The organism is Actinomyces gerencseriae DSM 6844, assembly GCF_000429265.1.
GTDB lineage: Bacteria > Actinomycetota > Actinomycetes > Actinomycetales > Actinomycetaceae > Actinomyces > Actinomyces gerencseriae.
The window spans coordinates 55,739-81,235 of the sequence record NZ_AUBN01000009.1 but is presented as its reverse complement, the minus strand read 5'-3'; the positions used below and the strand labels follow the sequence as shown (position 1 = coordinate 81,235).

The 25,497-nt window shown below is 69.5% G+C and carries 21 protein-coding genes and 2 tRNA genes; 9 read left to right on the top strand and 14 right to left on the bottom strand.

The window, feature by feature from the left end:
- Positions 1–87 precede the first annotated feature (87 nt).
- A complete protein-coding gene (locus G448_RS0103420) occupies positions 88–864 on the top strand; it encodes a hypothetical protein (RefSeq protein WP_026406843.1) in 777 nt (258 codons plus the stop codon).
- Between the two features lie 108 nt (positions 865–972).
- Here G448_RS0103420 and gltX read toward each other — a convergent pair whose 3' ends face one another.
- A complete protein-coding gene (gene gltX / locus G448_RS0103415) occupies positions 973–2,577 on the bottom strand; it encodes a glutamate--tRNA ligase (protein WP_034494221.1) in 1,605 nt (534 codons plus the stop codon).
- 103 nt (positions 2,578–2,680) lie between these two features.
- On the opposite strand from gltX, the gene G448_RS0103410 reads away from it, so the two are divergent.
- Positions 2,681–3,916, top strand: a complete 1,236-nt coding sequence (locus G448_RS0103410) for a MalY/PatB family protein (RefSeq protein ID WP_026406841.1) — start codon at positions 2,681–2,683, stop codon at positions 3,914–3,916.
- 18 nt (positions 3,917–3,934) lie between these two features.
- On the opposite strand, the gene G448_RS0103405 is transcribed toward G448_RS0103410, so the two are convergent.
- From G448_RS0103405 to G448_RS0103380, 6 genes are all read right to left on the bottom strand, one after another.
- Positions 3,935–4,741: a fumarylacetoacetate hydrolase family protein gene (locus tag G448_RS0103405; protein WP_026406840.1), complete on the bottom strand. Its 807-nt coding sequence runs from the start codon at positions 4,739–4,741 to the stop codon at positions 3,935–3,937.
- 35 nt (positions 4,742–4,776) lie between these two features.
- Positions 4,777–6,336 carry an alanine/glycine:cation symporter family protein gene (locus tag G448_RS14940; protein WP_051268594.1) on the bottom strand — a complete coding sequence of 520 codons (1,560 nt, stop codon included), beginning with the start codon at positions 6,334–6,336 and terminating at the stop codon, positions 4,777–4,779.
- Positions 6,337–6,460: 124 nt separating this feature from the next.
- Positions 6,461–7,927, bottom strand: a complete 1,467-nt coding sequence (locus G448_RS0103395) for an alanine/glycine:cation symporter family protein (RefSeq protein ID WP_026406839.1) — start codon at positions 7,925–7,927, stop codon at positions 6,461–6,463.
- Positions 7,928–7,930: 3 nt separating this feature from the next.
- Positions 7,931–9,457: an alanine/glycine:cation symporter family protein gene (locus G448_RS0103390; RefSeq protein ID WP_026406838.1), complete on the bottom strand. Its 1,527-nt coding sequence runs from the start codon at positions 9,455–9,457 to the stop codon at positions 7,931–7,933.
- A gap of 102 nt (positions 9,458–9,559) precedes the next feature.
- A complete protein-coding gene (locus G448_RS14935) occupies positions 9,560–11,092 on the bottom strand; it encodes an alanine/glycine:cation symporter family protein (protein ID WP_084436293.1) in 1,533 nt (510 codons plus the stop codon).
- A 132-nt stretch (positions 11,093–11,224) separates the two neighbouring features.
- Positions 11,225–13,012, bottom strand: a complete 1,788-nt coding sequence (locus G448_RS0103380) for an oleate hydratase (protein ID WP_026406837.1) — start codon at positions 13,010–13,012, stop codon at positions 11,225–11,227.
- A gap of 294 nt (positions 13,013–13,306) precedes the next feature.
- Between G448_RS0103380 and G448_RS0103375 the strand changes: the two genes are divergently transcribed.
- Complete coding sequence (locus G448_RS0103375; protein WP_026406836.1) at positions 13,307–16,048, top strand: DEAD/DEAH box helicase; 2,742 nt, start codon at positions 13,307–13,309, stop codon at positions 16,046–16,048.
- A gap of 117 nt (positions 16,049–16,165) precedes the next feature.
- On the opposite strand, the gene G448_RS0103370 is transcribed toward G448_RS0103375, so the two are convergent.
- The 5 genes from G448_RS0103370 to G448_RS0103350 form a co-directional block, all read right to left on the bottom strand.
- Complete coding sequence (locus G448_RS0103370) at positions 16,166–16,783, bottom strand: GyrI-like domain-containing protein (protein WP_026406835.1); 618 nt, start codon at positions 16,781–16,783, stop codon at positions 16,166–16,168.
- An 8-nt stretch (positions 16,784–16,791) separates the two neighbouring features.
- Entirely contained in the window at positions 16,792–17,364 is a 573-nt protein-coding gene (locus G448_RS14930) for a PadR family transcriptional regulator (protein ID WP_084436291.1), read from the bottom strand.
- 62 nt (positions 17,365–17,426) lie between these two features.
- A complete protein-coding gene (gene mmuM, locus G448_RS0103360) occupies positions 17,427–18,404 on the bottom strand; it encodes a homocysteine S-methyltransferase (protein WP_034494219.1) in 978 nt (325 codons plus the stop codon).
- A 504-nt stretch (positions 18,405–18,908) separates the two neighbouring features.
- Positions 18,909–19,292: a YccF domain-containing protein gene (locus G448_RS0103355; protein ID WP_026406833.1), complete on the bottom strand. Its 384-nt coding sequence runs from the start codon at positions 19,290–19,292 to the stop codon at positions 18,909–18,911.
- 143 nt (positions 19,293–19,435) lie between these two features.
- Entirely contained in the window at positions 19,436–20,356 is a 921-nt protein-coding gene (locus G448_RS0103350; RefSeq protein WP_026406832.1) for an ATP-grasp domain-containing protein, read from the bottom strand.
- 159 nt (positions 20,357–20,515) lie between these two features.
- Between G448_RS0103350 and pip the strand changes: the two genes are divergently transcribed.
- The 3 genes from pip to G448_RS18345 all read left to right on the top strand — a co-directional run bounded on the left by pip (position 20,516) and on the right by G448_RS18345 (position 22,396).
- Positions 20,516–21,553 (top strand): prolyl aminopeptidase, encoded by a 1,038-nt coding sequence (gene pip, locus G448_RS0103345; RefSeq protein WP_084436289.1) that lies wholly within the window; start codon positions 20,516–20,518, stop codon positions 21,551–21,553.
- Between the two features lie 129 nt (positions 21,554–21,682).
- Positions 21,683–21,756 (top strand) — tRNA-Lys (locus G448_RS0103340).
- 466 nt (positions 21,757–22,222) lie between these two features.
- Entirely contained in the window at positions 22,223–22,396 is a 174-nt protein-coding gene (locus G448_RS18345) for a hypothetical protein (protein WP_169720816.1), read from the top strand.
- An 84-nt stretch (positions 22,397–22,480) separates the two neighbouring features.
- Here the strand turns inward: G448_RS18345 and G448_RS18965 are convergent, their stop codons facing one another.
- A complete protein-coding gene (locus G448_RS18965) occupies positions 22,481–22,603 on the bottom strand; it encodes a hypothetical protein (protein WP_276780704.1) in 123 nt (40 codons plus the stop codon).
- A 34-nt stretch (positions 22,604–22,637) separates the two neighbouring features.
- Here G448_RS18965 and G448_RS0103320 point away from each other — a divergent pair.
- Positions 22,638–22,719 (top strand) — tRNA-Leu (locus G448_RS0103320).
- A gap of 58 nt (positions 22,720–22,777) precedes the next feature.
- Here the strand turns inward: G448_RS0103320 and G448_RS18665 are convergent.
- Complete coding sequence (locus G448_RS18665) at positions 22,778–23,512, bottom strand: excalibur calcium-binding domain-containing protein (protein ID WP_051268593.1); 735 nt, start codon at positions 23,510–23,512, stop codon at positions 22,778–22,780.
- Positions 23,513–23,760: 248 nt separating this feature from the next.
- Between G448_RS18665 and rph the strand changes: the two genes are divergently transcribed.
- Positions 23,761–24,567 carry a ribonuclease PH gene (gene rph / locus G448_RS0103310; RefSeq protein WP_026406829.1) on the top strand — a complete coding sequence of 269 codons (807 nt, stop codon included), beginning with the start codon at positions 23,761–23,763 and terminating at the stop codon, positions 24,565–24,567.
- A gap of 23 nt (positions 24,568–24,590) precedes the next feature.
- Positions 24,591–25,289 carry an RdgB/HAM1 family non-canonical purine NTP pyrophosphatase gene (gene rdgB / locus G448_RS14925; protein WP_051268591.1) on the top strand — a complete coding sequence of 233 codons (699 nt, stop codon included), beginning with the start codon at positions 24,591–24,593 and terminating at the stop codon, positions 25,287–25,289.
- Positions 25,290–25,497: the final 208 nt, after the last annotated feature.

Genomic DNA, 25,497 nt, shown 5'->3' with positions numbered 1-25,497 from the left:
ACTCCCCCGTCGGCGTCCCGGGACCGTAGACTGGAGACCGCTTCATCCGCCCCGCCCGTCCATTCCTTCGACATCGCAGAGGTCCAGATGACCTTCACGTCCCGTTCCCGCACCCGACACCGTGTCGCGCGGGCCCTCAGCGCGGTCCTGTGCCTGGCCGGCCTCGCGCTGAGCGCCTGCTCCGGCTCCAGCAACTCAGCCGATCCCGGACCATCGGAGGAGGGCACTCCCAGGGCCACGGCGGAGGCTCCCACGATCGATCCCGTCGGCACCCCGACGCCCGGGGCGGACGGCAACGGCACCAGACACACGGCGGAGGCCCCCACGATCGGGCCCTCCTCGACCCCCTGGACCGCGCCATCGCTGAAGTTCTACAACGAGGACTACTCGGTGTGGTATCAGGACGACTCGGTGGTCAACTCCGACGCCGTCACCGACCAGGGGAACATCGAGGGCTTCCGCACCTATGACGGCAACTGCCTCGGGCTTGAGAAGCGCGATATCTCCGAGGTGATCCACAACAACCCTCTGTCGGACGATGCCATGAGCTCGGCCCTGGTCGATGTCAAGGAGAGCAGCATCACCGACGTTAATGAGACCGGCCGCGACACCGTCAGCCTCATCCGCGATGACGGCGGCACCATGCAGGGCTACACCATCGCATGGACGGGAACCTACACCGCTGCGGGCGCCGAGGCGCAGGAGGTTGAGGGCTACAAGTTCGCCCGCGCCGTCGGTGATGCCGGGCTCAACTTCTCCGTCATGGCCATGTGCCGCAAGGGCTCGGGTCTCTCGAGCGACCAGTGGAACACCATTCTGGGCGGTGTCCGGATCGAGGGCCTGAGCGCGGGCACTATGAAGTAGGCTCCGTGATCTCCTTGCTGTCACCACGGGGCCCGGAACGACGGCGAGGCGAAGGGGGCCAGGTCCCGAGCGGGAGTCGCTCCCGCTCGGGACCGCGTGCCCCGGACGTCAGCCGAGCCGGTCCCGCAACGCGCGCAGCCGGGCGAGCGACGAGGAGGCGCCCAGGATCTCCATCGACTCGAACAGGGGCGGCGAGACCTGGCGGCCGGTCACGGCCACGCGCAGCGGGCCGAAGGCGAGGCGGGGCTTGATCCCCTCGCCGCCGGGCATTCCCCGACCATCGACGATGGCGCACCGCAGCGCATCCTCCAGCCCGTCCTTCGTCCACTGATCCTCGGCGAGCCCCTCCAGGGCACGGATGCCCGCGTCCAGGACGTCCGCGGCGGAGTCCCTGAGCCTGTCCCGGGCTCTGCCGTCAATGACGAGGTCGGCGTCATCCACGAAGAGGAAGCCGAGCATGTCCCGGCACTCGCGCAGCAGCTGGATCCGGGTCTGGATGAGGGGCGCCGCCGCAGTCAGGATCTCCTGCTCCCGCGCCGAGAGCCCGTCGAAGGAAGCCGCCGAGACCAGCGGCGCCTGCGCGGTCTCATCGGTCGGATCGGGGTAGATGTCGGCGAGGTAGGGCACCAACCGGTCGCGGAAGTCCTCCTCGCCCAGTGCTCGCACCTGCTCGGCGTTGATGGCCTCGCACTTCTTGGGATCGAAGCGGGCCGGGTTGGGGCCCACGTCATGGACGTCGAAGGCCTCAATCATCTCGGCTGCGGAGAAGACGTCGCGGTCGGCGCTCAGCGACCAGCCCAGCAGGGCCAGGTAGTTGAGGAGTCCCTCGGGGATCATGCCGCGGTAGCGGTGGATGAGGAGGTTCGACTGAGGATCGCGCTTGGACAGCTTCCGGTTGCCCTCCCCCATGACGTAGGGCAGGTGCCCGAACTCGGGCATGACCTCGGCCCGACCGATCTCCATGAGGGCCTGATAGAGCACAACCTGCCGCGGGGTGGAGGACAGCAGGTCCTCGCCGCGAAGGACATGGGTGATGCCCATGGCTGCGTCATCGACGGGGTTGACCAGCGTGTAGAGAGGCTCCCCGCCCGCGCGCACGACGACGTAGTCCGGTATGCTGCCCGCCTTGAAGGTGATGGGTCCGCGGACCAGGTCGGTGAAGGTGATGTCCTCATCCGGTATCCGCATCCGCAGGACGGGGAGGCGTCCCTCGGCGCGGAAGGCGTCCCTCTGCTCCTGGGTCAGGTCGCGGTCGAAGCCGTCGTAGCCGAGCTTGGGGTCCTCGCCGCGCTCGCGATGACGGGTCTCGACCTCCCCGGGAGTGGAGTAGGACTCGTACAGGTAGCCCGCCTCCAGCAGCTCGGCGGCCACCTCCCGGTACAGGTCCATCCGCTGGGACTGGCGGTAGGGCTCGTGAGGTCCGCCCCTGCCCACGCCCTCGTCCCAGTCCAGGCCGAGCCAGGTCAGGGAGTCGAGGATGGCCTCGAAGGACTCCTCGGAGTCCCGGGCGGCGTCGGTGTCCTCGATGCGGAAGACGAAGGTGCCACCGGTATGACGGGCGTAGGCCCAGTTGAACAGGCAGGTGCGCACCATGCCCACGTGCGGGATGCCCGTGGGCGAGGGGCAGAAGCGGACGCGGACCGGGCCGGAGCCGTGCGCCGGCGAGGCGGACGGCACGTCCGTGTCAGGCGTGCGAGGGGCGTTCTCAGTCATAGTGGCGCAAGCCTAGCGCCGCCCCCTCCCCTCCCCGCGCCGCGGGCCCAGGTGTCGCGGGCCGGACTGTCTCCACTCCGCAATGCTCCCATAGGGTGACGCCATGACCGACGCCGTCTCCGCCTTCTCAGCCCCCCAGGGCGATCCCGTCCTCGCATTCGACGCCCTGACGCCCGAGATCATGCGCGACCGGGGCTCATTGAAATGGGTCATGCACGACGGCGACGTCATCGGCGCGTGGGTGGCCGAGATGGACCTCGGCACCGCGCCCGCCGTCACGGCGGTCCTGCGACGCGCCATCGAGGACGGCTCCCTGGGCTACATGCCGATGGACGTGCGCGAGGCGACCCGGGAGGCGGTGGCCGCATTCCACGAGCGGGCCTTCGGCTGGAGGATTCCCGTCCGGGATGTGAGCCTGCTGCCCAACGTCCTGTCAGCGCTGGGCGCTATTATCGAGCGCCACACGAGCCCGGGCTCCGCGGTGATCGTTCCGACACCGGCCTACATGCCGTTCCTGTCGATACCGGGCAGGTACGGCCGCGAGTGCATCCAGATCCCGGCGCTCCACGGGCACGATGCCGCCGGGCGTCCCACCTGGGCGCTCGACCTGGACGGCATCGAGGCGGCCATGGCGGGAGGCGCGGGGCTCCTCGTCCTATGCAACCCCTGGAACCCGGTGGGGCGGATCCTGACGCCGATCGAGCTCGACGCCGTGGCCGCCCTGTCGTCGCGCCACCGGGTGCCGGTCTTCGCCGACGAGATCCACTCCTCCCTCGTGCTGGACCCCACTGCGGCCCACACGCCGTACGGCTCCCGCCCCGCGGCCGAGGACGACCTGACCTTCACGGCGACCGCCGTCTCCAAGGGCTGGAACATCCCGGGTCTCATGTGCTCTCAGCTCATCGCCTCGGGCGGGGCCAGGGCGTCGTGGGAGGCGTCCGCCCTCAGCGCTCACCTGGCCGACGAGGCGGCGGCGCTGGGGGCGCGGGCGGCCGTCGCCGCCCTCTCGGCCGAGGGTCTGGCCTGGAACCGGATGGTGCGCGACTACATCCGGGGCAACCGCGACCTCGTGGCCGAGGCCCTGGACGAGGTCGAGGCCGTGGAGATGACCGCGCCCGCGGGCACCTATCTGGCGTGGTTGGACTGCTCGGGTCTGGACCTGGGCGACATGGCCCCCGCGCGATTCTTCCGCCGCGAGCCCGGCGTGGCCATGAATCCGGGCGCCGCCTTCGGGCGGGGATACGAGCGCTTCTGCCGCCTCAACCTGGCGACGGGCCGTGGCATCGCCGCCCGGATCGCGCAGCGCCTGGTCGAGGCGATCCGGGTGCCTCGGGCCTGAAAGGGCCGAGGCGGTCGGTCAACGGCGCACGACGGGGTTGGAGAAGGAACCGATGCCCTCGACCTCGACCTCGACGCGCTGACCGGCCCGGATCTCGCCCGTGCCCGCGGACGTCCCGGTGAGCACGACGTCGCCGGGCAGGAGCGTGAAGATCCCCGACGCGTAGGAGACGAGCTCGGCCACCGACCGGATCATGTCGCTCGTCGCGCCCTCCTGGACGAGATCACCGTCCACGCGGACGCGCACCACCGCGTCATCCGGGTCGAAGCCGGTCTCGGGCCCGGGAACCTCGATCCACGGGCCGAGCGGGCAGGAGGTGTCGAAGGCCTTGGCGCGCGTCCAGGTATCGTCGCCGCGCTGACGGTCTCGGGCCGAGACATCGTTGGCGACCGTGTACCCCAGGACGACGCGGGGCACGTCCCGAGGAGCGAGGTCCTTGGCAACCGATTTGATGACGACGGCCAGCTCGGCCTCGTAATGGACCTCATGGGACCAGTGGGGCAGAACGATCGGGGAGTCGGGGCCGACGACGGCGGTGTTGGGCTTGAGGAAGACGGTCGGCTCGGCCCCCGGCTGCGAGGCGGGAGCGGTGCAGCTCCCGCTGATGCCCACAACCTTGGAGCGCGGGATGACGGGAGAGACGAGGCGGGCCTCGAGCAGGGGCACCACCTCGCCGGTGGCCTCGGGCAGGGTGTAGAGGGGATCACCCCTGAGGACGATGAGATGTCCCTCGGACTCTCCGGAGGGCGCCGGATCGTCGGCCGGCAGGCCCTCGACGATCCCGTAGCGGAACTCGTCGCCGGTGGAGAAACGCGCGATCTTCATGAGGGCAGCGTAGAGGACGCCGGCGGGACGGCCGATCACGAGACGCGATGAGGATCCCGCTCCTGATCCGTCAGCGGCGTGATCCGCCCGGCATCGGCCCCGCTCCACACCTGCCCGGGCAGACTACCCGGCAGGTGGGGGTTGTCCTCGACCACGAAGCGGATCTCGCTGATCTCCCCGGCGTCCAGACGCCGCTTCTGGCTCTCCCAGTCGGCCAGGGCACCGAAGGCCCAGTTACCCAGCAGAACGATCGACACGATGTTGATGATCGCCATGAGGCCCATGGCGACGTCGGACAGGTTCCACACGAAGGTCAACGAGGCCATCGCCCCGATCCCCGTGGCCACCACGATCATGGCTCGCAGGGCGTAGTGCCTGTGCCCCACGCCCCGCAGGAAGTCCATGTTGATCTGGGCGTAGGTGTAGTTGCCCAGCAGCGAGGAGTAGGCGAAGACGAAGATGACGAACGCCATGAGGTACTCGGTCCATCCCCCCAGGACCGCGCCGATCGAGGAGGAGGTCAGGGTCGATGCGGCGTCCTTGGCGACCTGCGGATCCACCGCAGCCTGCGCCCTGGCGCCCTCCGGGGTGTAGACCCCGGAGAGCAGAACGATGAGTGCGGTGGCCGTGCACACGACGATGGTGTCGACGAACACGCCCAGGGACTGCACGAAGCCCTGTTGAACCGGATGCGCCACGGTAGCGGTCGCCGCGGCGTTGGGAACCGATCCCTCGCCCGCCTCGTTGGAGAACAGGCCCCGCTTGATGCCGTTGAGGGCCGCTGCGGCGAAGCCGCCCGCAATGCCGGCGAAGGCCTGGTCGACTCCGAAGGCGCCCTGGACGATGCTCGCCATCGCCGCGGGGATGGCGTCCGCATTGAGCACGAGCACGGCGACCGCCAGGAGGGCGTAGAGGCCGGCCATGAGTGGAGCCATCCACTCGGCGATCCTCGCCACGATCGAGATGCCCCCGAAGACGACGGGCATCGTGAGGAGCACCAGAGCAACCGCGGTCCCCCAGGTCGGCACGCCGAAGGTGCCCTCCATGACTTTGGAGATGGCGTTGGCCTGGGTGGCCTCGTAGGCGAAGCCGAAGACGAAGGTGATGACGACTGCGAAGACGCTCGCCCACCGCTTCGAGCCCAGCCCCCGGCTGATGTAGTAGGCGGGCCCACCGCGGAAGGTGCCCTCCGGATGACGGATCTTGTACAACTGGGCCAGAGTCGCCTCGATGAAGCCGGTGGCCATGCCCACGAGCGCGACGACCCACATCCAGAACACGGCACCCGGCCCGCCCAGGGTGATGGCGAGGGCGACGCCGACGATGTTGCCGGTGCCCACGCGCGAGGCCAGTCCGATGGTGAAGGCCTGGAAGGAGGAGATCCCCCCGTCATCGTCCCGCGAGCCTGCGATGGCCCGCAGCATCTGACCGAACAGGCGGAACTGCAGACCGCGTGTGCGGACTGTGAACCAGATTCCGGCGGCGATGAGCAGCCAGGCCAGGAGCCCGCCGTACAGATGGTCCGAGATCGTACCGAGCCCCTCGGTCGCGAACTGGAAGAAATTCGTGATCAATGTGAGCGCTGAGGTGAGCATCGGGGCCTCCGGGCTGACGAGGGCTCATGCCGCGCGCGGGGCGAGGGGCCGCGAACGGAAGGTGGGCGCCCACCATAGGCCGCCCGCGTTACAGAGAGGTGTCGTCGTCCGGCCCGTACTCGCGTCAGCGCATCCAGACGCCGCCGGGCAACTCGCCCGGGAGATACGGATTGCCCGTGGCGACGAAACGAATGGAGTCCGCGGCCCGAGTGCCTGCCGCCACCTCGGCGCGCTGCGCCTCCCAGTCGCGCAGGGCGCCGCGCACCCATCGGCCCAGCATGACCAGAGCGACCAGATTGATCAGGGCCCCCGCCCCGAGCAGGACATCGGCAAGGGTCCACACGGTGGTCAGCGCCGCTCCCCCTCCGATGAAGGCGCACGCCGCGGCGGCGACGCGCAGCGCCAGTGTCGCCGCCGGGGCCCGGATGAGGTAGTCCAGGCAGACCTCCGCATAGGAGAAGGCGCCCAGGATCGTGGAGTAGGCCAGTACCATGATGAGGATGGTCATGGGCCAGGCGGTCCATTGCCCCAGGACGGAGGCGATGGCGCTCTGCGTCAGGGTTCCCGAGACGTCGGGGTCATCGATCCCGGTCGTGCCCGGCATGTACACCGAGCCATCGATCCGTCCGGCGATGAGGATGGCCAGGGCCGTGGCCGTGCACACGAGAATGGTGTCGACCAGGACGCCGAACGCCTGGATGAAGCCCTGCTGCGCCGGGTGCGCGACGGTGGCGGAACCGGCCGCGCAGGCGGCACCGCCCAGCCCCGCCTCGTTGGAGAACAGGCCTCGCCGCACACCGTTGAGCACGGCGGCCACAATGCCTCCGGCGGTGCCGGCCAAGCCGGCCCGTACCGCGAAGGCGCCCTCGAGGATGTCTCCCATGGCGTGGGCGGCCTGCACGGGGTGCAGGCCGATGACCACCGCGACGAGGAGAAGGTAGATGACGGCCATGGCCGGCGCCATCCACTCGGTGACGCGAGCGATGGACCGCAGCCCGCCGAGCAGCACCGGGGAGACCAGCACCAGGACGATCACGGCTCCCCACCACGGGTTCAGACCGGCGGCGGCGCCCAGGGCCGCCGTCATCGCGTTGGCCTGCACCATCGGCATGGCCAGGCCGTTGGCGACCATGAACAGAACCGCGAAAACGCCCCCGACCACCGGCAGGCGCAGACCACGGGCGATGTAGTAGGCCGGCCCGCCGCGGTAGGTTCCGTCACCGCGGCCCACCTTGAACAGCTGGCCGGCCGTCGCCTCGGTGAAGGCGGTGGCGGTGCCCAGCAGGGCCACGAGCCACATCCAGAGCACGGCGCCCGGCCCGCCCAGGACCAGGGCGAGGGCGACGCCGACGATGTTGCCGGTGCCCACCCGGCAGGCCAGCCCCACGGCGAAGGCCTGGAAGGAGGAGATACCGCCCTCGGCGCCGCCCCGCGAGCCCGCGACGGCCCGCGCGATCGAGCCCATGTGCCGCAGCTGGACGGCGCGCGTGCCCAGTGTGAACCAGATGCCGGCGCCGAGCAGGACCCATACGAGGACGGTGCCGAACAGCAGGTCCGACAGGGACGACAGGATCGAGTTGACCGCCTCCACGGCTCACCGCTCCCACGCGGTCGGCGTCGAGACGTCCGCGCCACCGCCGTCGTCGCCCTCGGCTCGAGAGGCCTCCCAGACACCATCCAGGACGTCGCCGGGCAGGTGCGGGTTGGCGTGTCCGACGAAGACCGGCTCCCCGCCCGCAGCGGCCTGCGCCTCGAAGTCGCGCAGGGCGCCCAGGACCCACGGGGCCAGGCGCACGATCACGACGAGGTTGAGCACACCGAGCAGGCCCAGAGCGATGTCGGTCAGCGCCCACACGATCGGGAGCGTCAGAACGGTGCCCGCGAAGGCGGCCGCGGTCAGCACCACTCCGAAGAGCTGCTCGGCGCGGCGCTCGCCCCCCAGGAAGTTCACATTGACCTGGGAGTACGAGTAGCAGCCCAGCACCGTGGAGAGGACGAGAACGAAGATGAGGACGACCATGGGCCAGGTCGTCCACGTCCCGAGATGCTCCACGACCGCCTGCTGGGTCAGCACCGCGCCTGCGAGGCCCTCGTCGCCGGGACGATAGGCATCGGTGGTCAGCAGGATGATGAGTCCGGTGGCGGTGCACACGAGGATCGTGTCCACGAAGACCCCGAAGGACTGGATGAGGCCCTGCCTCACGGGGTGGGCCACGGTCGCGGTCCCCGCGGCGTTGGGGACGGTGCCCAGGCCCGCCTCGTTGGAGAACAGGCCGCGGCGCACTCCGTTGAGGACGGCCGCCATGACCCCGCCGGCGACGCCGAACAGAGCCTGGTCGGCGCCGAGGGCGCCTCGTACGATCTCCGAGAGAACGCGCGGGAGTTCGCCGAGGTTGAGCAGGAGGATGACCAGAGCGACGAGCACGTAGGCCAGGGCCATGAGCGGCGCCATGACCTCGGTGACGCGGGCCACGGACTTCAGACCGCCCAGCACGATCGGCGCGGTCAGGAGCACGAGCGCGACACCGACCATCCACGGGGAGACCTCGGGCACGGTGGCGCTGATGACGTCGGCCAGGGAGTTGGTCTGCACCATGACGACCGTCACCCCGACGCTGATGATGCACATACCGGCGAACACGGCCCCCCAGGTCCTGGAGCCCAGACCGTTCTTGATGTAGTACGCGGGACCGCCCTGGAACGTGAAGTCTCTGCCGCGCTCCTTGAAGAGCTGGGCGAGGGTGGACTCCGCGAAGGCGGTGGCCATGCCGATGACGGCGACCACCCACATCCAGAACAGGGCGCCCGGCCCGCCGGCGACGACGGCCAGCGCCACTCCGGCGACGTTGCCGATGCCGACGCGAGCGGCGAGTCCGACGGCGAAGGCCTGGAAGGAGGAGATGCCGCCCTCCGCGCCGGAGCGGGAGCCCGTGATGGTGCGCATCATGGTGCCGAATCGGCGCACCTGGACACCACGGGTGCGCACGGTGAAGTACAGCCCGACCACCACGAGCAGGGCGGAGAGAGCATAGGTGTAGAAACGGTCGTCGATGGTGATCAGGGCGTCCTCGATGTCCTTCACGGACAGCGCTCGGGGCGCGGCGAGTGCAGCGGCGCTCATCGTTCGACTCCTGATTCGATTCCTGGTTCGGCTCCTGTCGGGGCGGCGGATCGGGCGGTCCGCGGGAGCCTCGTCATCATGAGGATCGGCATGGGATTCTCCTTACTGGGAGCGCACTGTCGTGCGGGACGGTTGCGAGCCGGTCATGAGTCGGATGCGCATGGGAACGTCCTCGAGCCAGACGTCGCCGGGCACATCCGCCGGCAGGTACGGATTGCCGCGACCGTGGAAGACCGGCTCGCCGACACCGGCGGCGCGCTGGGACTCGTAGTCCCGCAGCGCGCCCAGTCCCCACCGGAACAGTCGCAGCAGGGCGAGCAGGTTGGTCAGGGTCATGACCGCCATGGCGATATCGACGGCGTTCCACACGACGTCGAGGGAGAGGACCGCGCCGGCGGTGGCGGAGACGACCGAGATGACGCGGACCGTCCAGGACGCCCAGTGCTTGCCGCCGGTGAGGTAGTCCATATTGACGTCCGTGTAGACGTAGGCCGCGATGATCGAGGAGTAGGCGAGGACGAAGATGAGAATCGCCATGGGCAGAATCGTCCAGCCCCCCAGCTCATGGGAGATGGCCAGGGTGGTGAGCGTGGAGGGATTGACGCCCTCAGCGGTCCAGGTGTCGGGCCCGGCGATGAGAATGACGAAGGCGGTGGCGGTGCACACGACGATCGTGTCGACGAAGACGCCGAGGGACTGGATGAAGCCCTGCTGAACGGGATGGGCCACGGTCGCGGTGGCGGCGGCATTGGGAGCGGTGCCCTGGCCGGCCTCGTTGGAGAACAGGCCGCGCTTGGTGCCGTTGATGACGGCGGCGAGGATGCCGCCGCCCAAACCTCCCATCAGCGGCTCGGGGGCGAAGGCCGAGGAGAGGATCTGACCGATGACGGCGAAGAAGTCGCCGATGTTCGTCAGGCAGATGATGAGGACCAGGACGATGTAGAACAGCGCCATGATCGGCGCCATCCACTCGGTGACGCGGGCCACGGCGCGGATGCCGCCGAAGACGACGACGGCGGTGAGCACGAAGACAAGGCCCGCCACCACCAGCTGGGCGGCGGTGAGGCCGCCGAATCCGGGCAGAGCGGACTCCTCCCCGCCGCCCAGGGCCGCCACCAGTGTCCCGGCCACGGCGTTGGACTGCACCGAGGTGATGACGAATCCGCAGGTGACCAGGGTGATGGCCGCGAAGACGCTCGCGAGAACACGATTCCCCATACCGTGGGCCATGTAGAAGGCGGGGCCGCCGCGGAAGGAGCCGTCGGCGGCACGGACCTTGAAGACCTGAGCCAGAGTCGCCTCGAAGAAGGCGGTGGCCATGCCGACGCAGGCGACCACCCACATCCAGAAGATGGCGCCGGGACCGCCCATGAGCAGAGCAGCGGCGACGCCGAAGACGTTGCCGACCCCCACGCGGGCGGCCAACGAGATGGCGAAGGCCTGGAAGGAGGAGATACCGCCCCTGGCCCCGCCTCTCGCACCGCCGATCTGCCGGACCATATCGGGCAGGTGGCGCACCTGGACACCGCGGGAGACGACGGTGAGGAACGAGCCGGCAGCGATGAGGACCCACATGGTGATGTGAGCCGTGATCCAGTCGGCGGTGGCCTGGAGGGAATCCGCGAGGGCGTCCATTGAAGGGGACCTTTGCGCTCAAGACGATGCGAACGCGCGGAATCGTCTCATACTTGGCGCCCGCCCCTCCTGAAGAGACCTCATGTCAGAACGCCCTCCCCGGTGGTCCCGTCCCGACGACCACCGCCGCGGTCAGGGCAGGATGTCCTCGTAGTAGGTGCCCCGCAGGAAGCGGGTCAGCATCTTCTCCCCGGGAAGGCGCCCGTCGTTCATGGTCTTGGCGGCCGCCAGCAGGGCGCGCACGTCGTACTGGGCGGGCCAGATCGGGGGGACGTCGCGATCCAGGTCGAGCAGCCCGTAGACGGCCATCATGGCGGTGCGCGCCGAGCCCTCGGTGGTGAACACGCAGTCGTCGGGCGTTTCGACGAACTGGCCGATCAGGCCGAGGTTGACGCATCCGTCGGGGATGACCTCGGGGCGGTCGCCGGCGCGTCGCGGCATGAAGAAGGAGGTGATGTAGGGCATGGTGGCCAGCCGGACCTTGGTGCGCTCCTTGATCCGCTCGAACTGGTCGATGAGACCGAAATGGTAGCAGTACTCCTTGAGAACCTCCTCACCGGTGCACTCGATCATGGGCTTGCGCACGCAGTCGCCCGGGGCGTGCGGGTACAGGCCGTAGGCCCAGGCCACGCCCCAGTCGGCCGGTTGGGCGCGGAACTGGGGCTGGCGGTTCATGGTCAGCGACAGGCACCAGCCGGAGTCCTCAGCGGTAATGATCCCGCCGGTGACCGTGCGCCCGGACAGGGGGTCGTTGCCGGTCAGCTCGCGGATCCTGCCCAGGAAGGGGTGATCGGCGCCGATGAAGCTGAAGGAGGCGGATTCCCACACGGTCTTGCGCGGATCGGAGCAGAAGACATCGGGGCGGCCGAAGACGGCGGACTTCCTGGCGAGGTTGCGCCACAGGGTCCAGGCGCCGCCGGGCCGGTCGGTGTGGAAGGGCGGGACGGTGTCCATGTCCCCGTAACCGGTGGACTCGGTGCACGAGCCGATGGTGGCCAGGACCAGGTCCCGTTCGCCGACGTCGATCCGCTCCTCCTGGCCGTCTCCGCGGTGGAGGCGGATGGCGGTGACGACCTTGCGCCCGGAGGTGATGAGCATCTCCAGGTCGTCCACGCACGTGTCGTAGCGGAAGACGACACCGCGCTCCCTCAGCCAGTCGGTCAACGGCACGATGAACGACTCGAACTGGTTGTAGCGGGAGAAGCGCAGGCAGGACAGGTCGGAGAAGCCGGGGAAGTACTGGAGGAAGCGGTGCATGTAGCGCTTCATCTCGGTCAGCGACTCGTACTGCTGGAAGGCGAACATCGTCTTGAACAGCGTGTAGAAGTTCGAGGCGAGGAAGTCGGCGTCGAACCAGTCCTCGATGGCGAGCCCGTACGTAGCCTCCTCCTTGGCCATGAGGAGCTTGAGAACGGCGCGCCGCCCCTTGTTGTTGAGGCCCATCTTGTAGGTGTCCCGCCGCCGCCCGCGATGGTGGATGACGCGACAGGGATCGATATTGGGGTCGTTCTCGTTGACGGTGCGGAACTCGTCGAGCACGGTGTAGGGCGACGGCATCTCCAGAGCGGGGATCTCGCGCATGATGTCCCAGAAGCACTCGAAGTGCTGGCCCATCTCCCGTCCGCCGCGGGCGACGAAGCCCCGTTCGGTGTCCCCGGCGCCGTCGAAGGAGCCACCGGGGACCGCGAGTTGCTCGAGGATGGTGATGTTGCCCCCGGGCATGCGCCCATCTCGGATGAGGAAGGCGGCGGCGAGCAGGGCGCCGATGCCCGAGCCGACGAGGTAGGCCCTGCGCTCATCGACATCGGCCGGTGGGGTGGGGTGGTTGTGGGTGTACAGGCCGAGGTCGTTGTGGACGAAGGGGTTGCCGTCGGGCGAGACGGGGCGGGTCCGCTGGCGGTTGCGTTCGGTGCTGGTCATGGTCTCCTCCTGGAGCAGCCGGGTACTGGAAGAAGCGGCTGGATCGACTGCGTCCGTGAACGCCGGCGCGGCGACGGTCGGCCGGTGCGGGCGCCACCACTGTAGGCCCGCGGGCCGGTACTCTCTGGGAACCCGTGGGCGTCCCACCCGTCGCACCGCCGAGATCGGTTCAGTTCCGCAGCGAGTTCGGTCGAGCTCCGTGTCCAGATCGGTTCGGCCCGGCGCGGAGAGAGGTTCGGACAGGCGCGTCCGCCCGACCGGTGGGAAGGCGGTCGGGCGTGAGACCATGCGGGCATGTCCTCCGCCGCGCCCTCGGGAGCAGTCGCCTCCCGACCGACACCCGCGCTCAACGCGCTCCTGGACTCCCTCATACCCGCTGAGGACCCCGGGCGCGTGCCCGAGCCCGAAGAGGTCTACCTCGCCTTCTCCGAGTGGGCCGAGTCCACCGGCCGCCCCCTCTACCCCCACCAGGATGAGGCCCTCGGCGAGATCCTCTCCGACCGCCACGTCATCGCCGCCACACCCACGGGCTCGGGCAAGTCCATGATCGCGCTCGCGGCCCATACGGCGAGCCTCGCTCGTGGCGGCCGTTCCTACTACACCGCCCCGCTCAAGGCCCTGGTCAGCGAGAAGTTCTTCGAACTGGTGCGTCTGTTCGGCGCGGACAACGTCGGCATGGTCACCGGGGACACCTCCATCAACGCCTCCGCGCCCGTCGTCTGCTGCACCGCCGAGATCCTGGCCAACCAGTCGCTGCGCGAGGGCGAGGCGATGGATGTGGACAGCGTCGTCATGGACGAGTTCCACTACTACGCCGACCCGCAGCGGGGCTGGGCCTGGCAAGTGCCCCTCCTGGAACTCCCCCAGGCGCAGATGGTGCTCATGTCGGCGACCCTGGGCGATGTGTCCTTCCTCGCCGCCGATATGAAGGCGCGCACTGGTCGCGATGTCGCCGTCGTCGACGACGCCGTGCGCCCCGTCCCCCTGGAGATGGAGTACGCCGTCGAGCCCATCGGCGAGCTCCTCCAGCGCCTCGTGCAGCAGGGCAGGGCGCCGGTCTACGTCGTCCATTTCTCCCAGAAGGAGGCGATCGAGCGCGCGACCTCGCTGCTGAGCGTTGATCTCGGCGCCAGGGCGCGCAAGGCCGAGCTCACCGCGGCGATCGGCGGCTTCCGCTTCGGCGGAGGCTTCGGGGCCACCCTGTCGCGACTGCTGCGAGGCGGCGTCGGCGTCCATCACGCCGGTATGCTGCCCCGCTACCGCAGGCTCGTCGAGAGGCTGGCGCGGCTCGGCCTCCTATCGGTGATCTGCGGCACCGACACCCTCGGGGTGGGCATCAATGTTCCGATACGCTCAGTGGTGCTCACCAGCCTGGTCAAGTTCGACGGCACCAAGGAGCGCCATCTCACCGCCCGCGAGTTCCATCAGATCGCCGGCAGGGCCGGGCGGGCCGGCTTCGACACGCGCGGCTACGTCGTCGTCCAGGCCCCCGAGCACGTCATCGAGAATGCCAAGGCCCTGGCCAGGGCGGGCGATGATGAGCGCAAGCGCCGCCGGATCGTGCGCAAGAAGGCCCCCGAAGGCCGTGTCAACTGGACGGACAGGACATTCGAGCGGCTGCGCGACGCCACCCCGGAGACCCTCACCAGCCAGTTCCGAGTCAGCACGACCATGGTCCTGAATCTCATGGAGCGCGACGGCGACCCGGTGGCCGCCATGGCCGAGCTGCTCTCCCGCGTCCACGACAGCGAGGCCGAGCGGCGCAGGCATGTGCGGCGCGCCGTCAAAATCTATCAGTCGCTGCGCACCGCCGGGGTCCTCGAGCACGTCTCGAGCGCCCGGGCCGCTGCGGACGGGCGTCCGCGCCTGCGCCTGGCCATCGACCTGCCCGGCGACTTCGCCCTCAATCAACCGCTGGCCCCCTTCGCCCTGGCGGCCATGGACCTGCTGAACGTGGAGTCCCCAGAGCACACGCTCGACGTCGTCTCCGTGGTGGAGGCCACGCTCGATGACCCGCGTCCCCTGCTGTACGCCCAGCAGCGAGCCGCTCGCGGAGAGGCCATCGCAGCCATGAAGGCCGAGGGGCTCGACTACGACGAGCGCATGGAGGCCCTGGAGGAGATCACCTGGCCGCAACCTCTGGGCGAGCTGCTGACACCGGCGTTAGAAACCTACAAGCAAGCGAACCCGTGGATCGCGGAGTACGAACTGAGTCCGAAGTCAGTGGTGCGGGACATGGTGGAGAACGCCATGACCTTCTCCGACCTCATCTCCCGCTACGAACTGGGCCGATCCGAGGGCGTCGTGCTGCGGTATCTCACCGACGCCTACAGGGCTCTGCGCCAAGTCGTCCCCGAGGAGCACCGCACGTCCGAGGTCGACGAGCTCATCGACTGGCTCGGCGCCCTGGTGCGCGCCGTCGACTCCTCGCTGCTGGACGAGTGGGAGGCCCTGGGAGCAGCGCAGTCCGGTCGGACCGAGGAGGCCGCCGACCTGATGGCGGGCAACCGCCTGGAGGCGGACGACTCGATGGGCTCAGGGGGCCCGGCGGGCGTCGAGCGCGCATTCGGGGCCGACGCCGACGGAGGGGTCGCCTTCACCCGAAATCTCCACGCCTTCCGGGTCGCGGTTCGCCGTGACATGTTCCGGCGCGTCGAGCTCATGGCCCGCGACGACGTCGAGGGCCTGGGGCGACTGGACGGCTCCTCCGGCTGGGGCGAGGCGCGCTGGGACGACGTGCTCGCCCGATACTGGGACGAGCACGACTGGATCGGCACCGACACCGCCGCCCGGGCAGTGGCCCTGGCGCCTCTGGACGAGGCCCCGGATGACATCGCGCTGGCGGCAGCCGGCGTCTCCGAGCGGCTGCGCGAGGCCCTGGAGGCCTCCGGGCGACGGGTCTGGCTCGCCACTCAGGTCCTCGACGACCCCGACGGGGATCACGACTGGCGGCTGACGGCTCTGGTGGATCTGGCCGAGTGCGACCGGGAGAACGAGGCCGTGGTGCACATGCTGTCCGCGGGCCCGCAGGGCTGAGTCGGATGGAGCCTCCCGTGGCGTCGGGCCGGGCACCCGACGCCGCCGCTGAGCACGGGAAAGAGACCCGCCCCTCCTGCGGCTCCGAGCATCGCGCACGACTCGGACCAGAGCGGCTCAGCCCACGGGCCTGACCGGCTGACGCAGAACAGTTCTCATCCTCTCCGGAGCCACCCGCCTCGGGTCGCTGAGATAGATCTCGTGGTGAGGCCCGTTGAAGGTCAGCCCGCGCTCGGGCATGACCTCGTCATGGAGACGCGCCAGGGTGGCGGCCTCGTCGTCGTAGGTGCCGACGTGGAGGATCTGCAGCGACCGGCCCTCGACGAGCGGGAGGGCTCTGAGGGTCGAGATGGGCAGACCGGGCTTCTTGCGAGCTCCCCTCTCAAGGCCGTCCGCGACGTCCTGGGAGGAGACGGCGTCGGGCAGCGGGATCATCATGGTCCAGTCCCAGGCGTCCTTGTCCCGAGCGGCGAAGACGGAGTTGTCGGGGCTCGTCCACAGCCCTTCGAGAGGGCCGACGACGAAGTCGTCACCGGTGCGCGCTCCGAGAGCCGCGCGGATCGCGTAGGCGCCCGCGTACAGGGCCTGAATGGCCGTCGCGTAGGCGGCCGACGTGTTGGGGTCGCCGTGCCCGTCGATGGCCAGATAGAGCATCTCCGGGACGTCGACCTCGGTGAAGTCCTTCGTTCCCGGTTGGTACAGGTCCTTGCGATCCTTCTTGAGATCAATCCTCATGATGTCTTCTATGTCCTCTCGTTTCTTGAGTTCTCGCGGTTGTCGCGCACCGCGACGTCCGCCCGGGTCGCATCGTCGATCGACCCCTCCAGGAGGGAGCGCGTCCACACCAGATCCGCCTCATGACGCAGGAGCTCGTGGGCGGCGATGGCACGGGCGTGCTCCTCCCGGTCGCTCTGTCGCATACGGCGCAGGGCCTCGATCCGCTCCTCGAGCGCCACGGCCCTGCGCGCGAGTACCGCGAGCAACTCGGGGTCATCCAGCCGTGCGTAGGCGCCGAGCGCCGGAAGAGCGCCCGCGTGGGAACTGGTCGGAACGGCGAGACGCCGGCCGGCGGCCTCGCCGAGCTCACGGCGTCCGGTCCGCGTCACGCGGAAGACGGTGCGCCTGCCCTCGGTCCCACCGACCGGTTCGATGAGCCCGCGGTCGGCGAGGCGGCCCAGAACGTAGTACACGGACGAGGACGCCAGGGAGGTCCACTGCCGGTATCCGCGCTGCTCGATGATCCGGTCGAGGTCGTAGCCGTGGCGCGGCTGCTCGGCCAGCAGGGAGAGGAGGACGACGTCGGAGTCGGAGGTCATGTCCGTTACTCTAGCGCTAGAGTAACCAATACTCCAGTGCCGGAGTAGCGGAAGTCCCGTCCTCACCGACGAGTGACGAGGCTGTGCAGCGCGGCCGTATCCATCGGGGCGGTGCCGCAGCAACCGCCGATGAGCCGCACGCCGGCATCCAGCCACGCGGGGACCGCGTCCGCGAACCGCTCCCTCCCGCGAGCTCTGCACCAGGTCTTGGTGATCGGATCGTAGGCGTCCCCGGAGTTGGGATAGGCGACGAGGGGTTTGCCCGTCACCGCGCGCAGCATGGGCAGGGCGCGGTCCACGACCGCAGGAGCCACGCAGTTCACACCGACGGCGACGATGGCGTCCTCGGTATCCGCCCAGGCGGCGGCCTCGGTGAGCGGAGTTCCGTCGGCCAGCTGCGCGCCGTCGGGGCGGACCTGGAACGACACCCAGCACTCGGCATCGATGGCGATGCGCCGAAGCCGCTCGACGAGCCAGCGGGTCTCTCCCAAGTGCGGCTGGGTCTCGATCGCGAAGAGCCGCAGCCCCTCCTCCGCCAGGATCCCGAGGCGCGGGAGATGGACCTCCTCGAAGTCGTCCGCACCGGTGGTGTAGGCACCGGTGTACTCCGACCCATCCGCCAGGTACGCGCCGTAGGGGCCGATGCTTCCCGCTACCAGAACGGCGTCCCGAGGGCGCGGACCCACGTGCCGGTCGCGGGCGTCGAGGGCCAGTCGCGCGGAGGCGGCGATAACGGCACGGGCCTCCTCCTCGGCGAGCCCGGTTCGTGCGAGAGCGGGAAGGGTGGCCTGATACGAGTTCGCGCAGATGACGCGAGCACCGGCATCGAGGTAGTCCGCGTGGATGGCGGTGACGGTCTCGGGAGCCTCGGTCAGGGCACGGGCGGACCACAGCTCATGCGCCGTGTCGACCCCCCTGGCGTCGAGCTCAGTGCCCATGGCGCCGTCCAGGACCACGGGGCCGCGCTCCATCAGCTCGGGCAGGCCGGGCCGGTGGAGCGGCGACCCGAGCGGGACCGGGGAAGCCGGATGGGTTCGCATGGCGACACGCTAATCGAAGCCCGCACGGCCGATCGATATAGCCTTCCGCACGCGGCCGGCACTCCTGATGGCTCCACCTCACCGGCCGCCTCCCCGGATCCTGCGAGCCCCTCCCCCGGTTCGGAATCGCCCGCCCCGACGACGACGGGCTGGCGGCTCTGGCGACCAGCGCTGTGGCGACCTCGGGGGCGTCCTGCGCGCTCATCACCTTCGACTCCGCGCAGCGCCCGGCCCTTGTGGATGACGGCGGGCCTCGTCGCGGCCCGTCACGCCCCGCACCGGATCCGGCGGGGGCGCATCTCGGCCCGAGGACGGATCCCGCCCGATGCGCGCGGGCGAGCGGAGTCGATGACCCGAGCAAGAGGAGCGGGAGGCGCCCGCGGGGCGCGATCCCGGCGAGCGGAGCGCTCGACGACGCGGGCGTGCCGCATGAGACGGTGATCCGCGCCCGAGGCTCTCACCGCGGGCGACGCTCCTCTCCCGCGCCGCACGCCTCGGAGAGCGTCAGACGAAGTCGCCGCCGGGCGCGATCTCCTTGCCGAACGGGAAGCAGGTCACGGGGATCATCTTGACGTTGGCGATCGCCAGAGGAATCCCGACGATGGTGACGGCCTGAGCGACGGCCGTCGTCAGATGGCCGATCGCCAACCAGACGCCGGCGACGAGGAACCAGATGAGGTTGCCGAGTCCGCTCATGGCGCCGGCGTCAGGCCTGGCGACGACGGTGCGCCCGAAGGGCCACAGGGCATAGCCGGCGATGCGGAAGGAGGCGATCCCCGCCGGGATCGTCACGATGAGGACGCAGGCGATGATGCCGAAGAACATGTACTCCAGCCAGAGCCAGAACCCGCCGAAGATCACCCAGATGATATTGAGCAGTGTGCGCACGGCTGCCTCCCGTCGTCGACCACCGGTCGCCCGGGGCGGCGACCCGTCAGGAGGATACTCGGTTCGGGCCGGGGCCCAGGAGCTCCAGCCGGGCCGTCGCATCGCCGGACCCGCGAGTCGGACGCCCCCCCGCACCGAGCGGCTCACCAGAAGACGCGCTGAGCGATGGCGTCGGCGAAGTTGTCCAGGGCGTCCGGCGTCGAGCCGAGGTAGAGGCCCGCGTCGATGAGGGAGACCTCCATGAGGTAGAAGCCGCCCCGCCCGTCGGCGACGACGTCGACCCGGTTGAACAGGAGCTGGATATCCCGGCCCGAGCGCTCCTTGATCAGAGCGTGGATGGCCTTGCGAACCCTCTCTCCCCACAGCCATTCCTGCTCACTGGGTTCACGGGCCGTGACGATCTCCTCATGAACCTCATCCACGGAGCGGAAGGAGGGGTGGAGCATGGGCGCCTTCTCCACCGCGTGGGACAGGACGCCATTGAAATAAACCAGGGACAGCTCGCCCCTGCGGTCAACCTCCTCCAGGTAGCGCTGCACCATGACCGACCTGCCCCGTCCGAGGTGATGCATGGTGTCATTGATCGCGTCGGCGCGCGACCGGGCGTCCATGGCGGTGTAGCGGCCGGTCCCGCGACCCCCGGAGGAGACGGCGGGCTTGACGACGAAGTCGCCGTACGCCGGGAAGCGCGTGTGGACCTGGTGCTTGGAGTAGCCGGAGCTGGGCTCGAGCCAGGTGGTCGGGATCATGGGGACCCCGAGCTCGACCAGGCGGGAGAGGTAGTGCTTGTCGGAGTTCCACTCCACGACGTCGGGATGGTTGGCCACGCGCGGCATCGACCGGGACCAGGACAGGAAGTCGGCGTAGTTGCGCTTCTTGGCGTAGTCGCGCACTGAGCGCAGGACGACGACGCCGGCATCCTCCCAGTTGACCGACGGGTCGTTCCACACGGCCACCCGAGGCTCGATGCCCCGCTCCCGCAGGGCGTCGGGCAGCCCCTGGTCGTCGTCGTCGAGCGTGGAGTAGTCGGCGCAGGTTGCGAGCGTCACAATGGGGCTGGTCACGGCCCCACCGTACCGCGACCGATCCCACCGGCGCAGATGACCACGCTGTGAGGCCGGTCGAGGCGGGGCAGAGCCGGAACCGCCCCGGAGCCGCACCCTTGACAGGCCCTTGGCCGGCTCCTGTCCGAAGGCCGCGCCACCCGGTGCCACAATGCGCCCATGAGCGCCTCTCCCGATTCCTCCACGACGCCGACCGCCCGACCCGAGCCCGAGCCGACGCGGCGGGGACTCCACCCGCCGATCGAGCCGACGGCCTCAGGTCTGCTCGATGTCGGTGACGGCCAGATGGTGTACTGGGAGACGTGCGGCAACCCGGAGGGAATCCCGGCGGTATTCGTCCACGGGGGGCCGGGCGGAGGCTGCTCGGCGGACCATCGCCGGGTCTTCGACCCCGAGCGCTACCGCATTGTTCTGTTCGACCAGCGCGGGTGCGGACGCTCCCTGCCCCACGCCTGGGAGCCGCGGGCGGATCTGTCGATGAACACCACCTGGCACCTGGTCGCGGATATGGAGGCACTGCGCGAGCACCTGGGCGTGGAGCGCTGGCTCGTCTTCGGCGGGTCGTGGGGATCCACCTTGGGACTCGCCTACGCCCAGAGCCACCCGCAGCGGGTCCTCGCTCTGGTGCTGCGCGGCGTCTTCACCCTGCGCAGACGCGAGCTCGACTGGTACTACGAGGCCGGCGGGGCCGACATGGTCTGGCCCGACGAGTGGGAGCACTACGTCGCCGCGGCGGGCCGGGGCGTGGGCCCGGGGGGCTACATCGAGCGCTACCGCGAGCTGCTGGCGGATCCCGACCCCGCCGTTCACGGTCCGGCGGGCATCGCCTGGACGACCTGGGAGGCCGCGACCTCCACGCTCCTGCGCGACCAGGCCCACATCGACGAGGCCCAGGACCCGGCTTTCGCCGTCGCCTTCGCCCGCATCGAGAACCACTTCTTCGCCCACCGCGGGTGGATGGAGGACGGTCAGCTCCTCAACGGCGCCCGGATACTCGCCGAGCACGGCATCCCCGGCGTCATCGTCCAGGGTCGCTACGACATGTGCTGCCCCATGGGAACGGCCTGGGCCCTGCACCGCGCCTGGCCGGAGGCCGAGCTGCGCATCTCGCCGGCCTCGGGGCACTCCTTCACCGAGCCGGAGACCCTCTCCTCGCTCATCACCGCCACGGACCGCCTCGCCACCGAACTCCAATAGAACGCGCAACGCACAGTCTCCTGAGACTTCCCGCACAATGAGGAGATTTCGCGCCTTCCGGATTGGACACCTCCACCGTCGGGAAGTAAACTCATCCTCCGTCGCCGGGCACGTACGACCGGGCGCAGCGCCTCCTTAGCTCAGTTGGTTAGAGCACCTGACTCTTAATCAGGGTGTCCAGGGTTCGAGTCCCTGAGGGGGTACCGTCGCGGACTCCGCTTCCGGGCTCAGCGGCGACAATTCAGACCATTCCCCCTTAGCTCAGTTGGTTAGAGCACCTGACTCTTAATCAGGGTGTCCAGGGTTCGAGTCCCTGAGGGGGTACCACGCACGGACGGGCCGCGAACCAGTCGCGGGAGACGCCTGATAATTCTGTATTCCTCCGAACGGGCGAATGCAGAGCATCGCGCATGCGTTGGGTCGTTGGGCACGCCACCCGGTTGTGAGCTATGCGGAAATACGCTCCGTTGTTCAGAGGTTTCGTTCTTGCGCCCTCGCGGGAGCCGCAGTACTTCTCCGCGGTTCTCCGACCAACCGGGCGCTCCGTCGTCTCACTCGTACGACGGGCGCCCCATCGGCAGCCACCGGGTCGCAGGATCCACCTGCACTCCGCCCGGCGATGAAGGGCCCGCGCAGGGGCCATGAGGAGAAGGAGAGGAAGGAAAGCAGATGACGAAGAAGAACTTCAATACCACCGGGCTCCGCCGTGAGGATGCCGAACGCGAGCTCACGGCCGCTCGTACCGAGTTGAGCTCGTTGAGCGCCGCCGTGTCGCCCTCGCGCTTCGAACGCGCCCTCGAACGGGTTCAGGCGGCACAGGAGGTACTGGCGCCGGCCGCCTGAGACGAGTCACAATCGTAGTCCGGTCCCGGATCACGGCAACGAGCGGGACCGCCTCGCGCCGCTCCTGGCGCCGGGCGGTCCCGCTCACTCCGTCACCGCTCCCTGAGGAGGCGACGAGATCTCCATCGCGGTCGCCCCGACGGCACGGCGCAACTGGCCCGCAACGGCGTCGGGGCAACCGGCTATGTCGGCCGACTTCTCGACCATGCCCGGGCTCCGAGACGGTAGGGTGAGTCGCGTAGCGCGAGTGGCGGAATTGGTAGACGCTCCAGATTTAGGTTCTGGTGCCTTCGGGCGTGAGGGTTCGAGTCCCTTCTTGCGCACGGCCGTGCTCGACGCGGACAACGCGCCGAGCACGGCAGCTGCGGTCCGTCGGATGGCTCATTTCTCGCAGGCGATCCCGTCCTTGTCACGGTCCAGCTTCTCGCGATAGCCGGGCTCGCCCCGGTACAGCGGAGCCGCGCCCGCGGCCTTCGCCTCCGTGCAGTTCGCGTAGTACGCGCCGGCTGCCCCTTCCGAGTCGGGGTTCTGCCCGGATTGCCGGGGCGCCTGGGCCGGCTCTTGGGCCGGCTCCTCAACCGGAGCCGGCTCCTCCTTCTGGACGGCGGGTTCGGGCGGCTCGGCCTCCGCGGCTGCGGCTGAAGCCGATGCCTCCGCAGCGGCCGCTGCGGAAGCCGATGCCTCCGCAGCGGCCGCAGCAGAGGCCGATGCCGAGGCAGAAGCAGCGGCGTCCGCCGAATCATGATTGACCGTGAGAGTGATCGCCCGATCCGCCCGAACCTGTTCTCCCGCTGCCGGATCCTGAGCGGTCACGGACCAGTTGCTCGCCTTCATCACGGACTCCTCGCCATCGGCATCCGTGTAGTTCGGCTTCTGGGTGAGCCCCGCCTCCTTGAGGGTCTCGGCTGCGACGTCGCCCTTCATGCCGATGACGTCCGGAACCGTGATCAGGACCTGGGTCGTAGAGGCCGTCGCCGTCGGCGGCGCTCCCTGCGCGGGGGACCCGCCGCATCCGGCGAGCACTGGAACGACGATGACGAGGGTGATGAGCCAGCTGCCGGCGAGCAGCAACCTGCTGCTCGGGCGACGCGAGACGATCTGGGGAACGGTCGGCACGACGGGATCCTTAAGTTGTAGGGAGTATGGGGTGATCTCAGGTATACCCCTGCATCTCGCGGAATCAAGTCCGAGTTCCCGTTCGTGACCCTACAGTGACCAACTGAGACTCCTCACGCCCGATCACGCCCGCCGCCGCGTGTACGACCCCACGTGCTCCGCCCCGGCACGGTCCCGGTCGCGGATCGAGCCGGCCTCGCCTGGCAGGTGGACGCCCCGCGCACCGACCCTGCGGGTAACCTGACCTCGTGAGCGACACCGAGCCCCTTCAGACGACCCGCAAGGACGGGCGCGCGGCCGACGAGCTGCGCCCCGTCGCCATGACACGCAACTGGCTGGACCATGGAGAGGGCTCGGTGCTCATCGAGTTCGGCCGCACACGCGTGCTGTGCGTGGCTTCCTTCACCGAGGGCGTGCCGCGCTGGCGCAAGGGCAGCGGCGAGGGCTGGGTGACCGCCGAATACGCCATGCTCCCCCGCGCAGGTTCCGAGCGCAGCGGCCGGGAGTCGGTGCGCGGCAGGATCGGCGGCCGCACCCATGAGATCTCCCGCCTCATCGGCCGATCCCTGCGCGGTGTCATCGACGTCACCGCACTGGGCGAGAACACCATCGCCCTGGACTGCGACGTCCTCCAGGCCGACGGCGGCACCCGCACCGCCGCCATCACCGGTGCCTACGTGGCGCTGGCCGACGCCGTCGCCTGGGGCACCGCCGAGGGGCACATCAGACCGCGAGCCGGCGGACGAGTCCTATCCGACTCCCTGTCCGCGATCAGCGTCGGTATCGTCGATGGCACTCCCTGCCTGGACCTGCCCTACGAGGAGGACGTCCGCGCCCAGACCGACATGAACGTCGTCCAGACCGGTGACGGGCACTTCATCGAGGTGCAGGGCACGGCCGAGCACGCCCCCTTCAACCGCGATGAGCTGTGCGCCCTGCTGGACCTGGCGACCAAGGGCAATACCGCGCTGGCGACGTTGCAGGACCGGGCGCTGGCCGGTCCTGCGCAGGGGCCGTTCACGGTCTCAACCCGCGACGACGGCATCTCCTCGTGAGGACGCGGGCGCCGTCGTCGGCCATGGTCACCCCCGAGGGGGCGAGGCTGGTCCTGGCCACCCGCAATCCCGGTAAGCTGGCCGAGCTGCGGGAGATCCTCGCTCCGCTCGCCCCCGGCCTGGATCCCGAGTCGATCATCTCGACCGCCCGACTGGGAGTGCCCGACCCGGTGGAGGACGGGCTCACCTTCACGGCCAACGCCGAGCTCAAGGCTCGCGCTCTGTCGCGGGCCACCGGCCTGCCTGCTGTCGCGGATGACTCGGGCCTGTGCGTGGACGTGCTCGGCGGTGCGCCCGGTATCTTCTCCGCCCGCTGGTCCGGCCGTCACGGTGATGATGCGGCCAACCTGCGCCTCCTGCTGGACCAGATCGGCGATGTCGCTGATCCGCACCGTACAGCGCGCTTCATCTGCGCCGCGGTGCTGGTCGAGCCGAACGTGAACGGGGATCCGGAGCGTCCCACGACAGTCGCGAAGATCGAGCGCTCCATGGAAGGGCGTCTGCTGACCGAGCCCCGAGGCGAGGGAGGCTTCGGATACGACCCCGTCTTCGTCCCCGTGCAGGAGGACGCACCGGGCGGCGGCGGACGCACAACGGCGCAGATGAGCCCGGCGGAGAAGAACGCGATCTCCCACCGCGGTCAGGCCTTCCGCGCTCTCGCTCCAGTACTCGCAGCGCATCTGACGCCCTCCGCAATGGGCTCGGGCAGCACCGCACGGTGACGTTGACGGCCGCGGGGTTACTGCACTGAAGGGACGGAAGCGGTCGCCGCGCAACCGTCGAGCCCCGATCCCCTGCTCCCGTCACGAGATCGGTTCAGTTCCGCACCGAGATCGGTTCAGTTCCGGCTCGAGACCGGTTCGGCCCCGCGCTGGGACTGCTCCGGCGGCACGAGCAGGAGGCCGTGGGCGGGAAGGCGGTCCGGGGCAG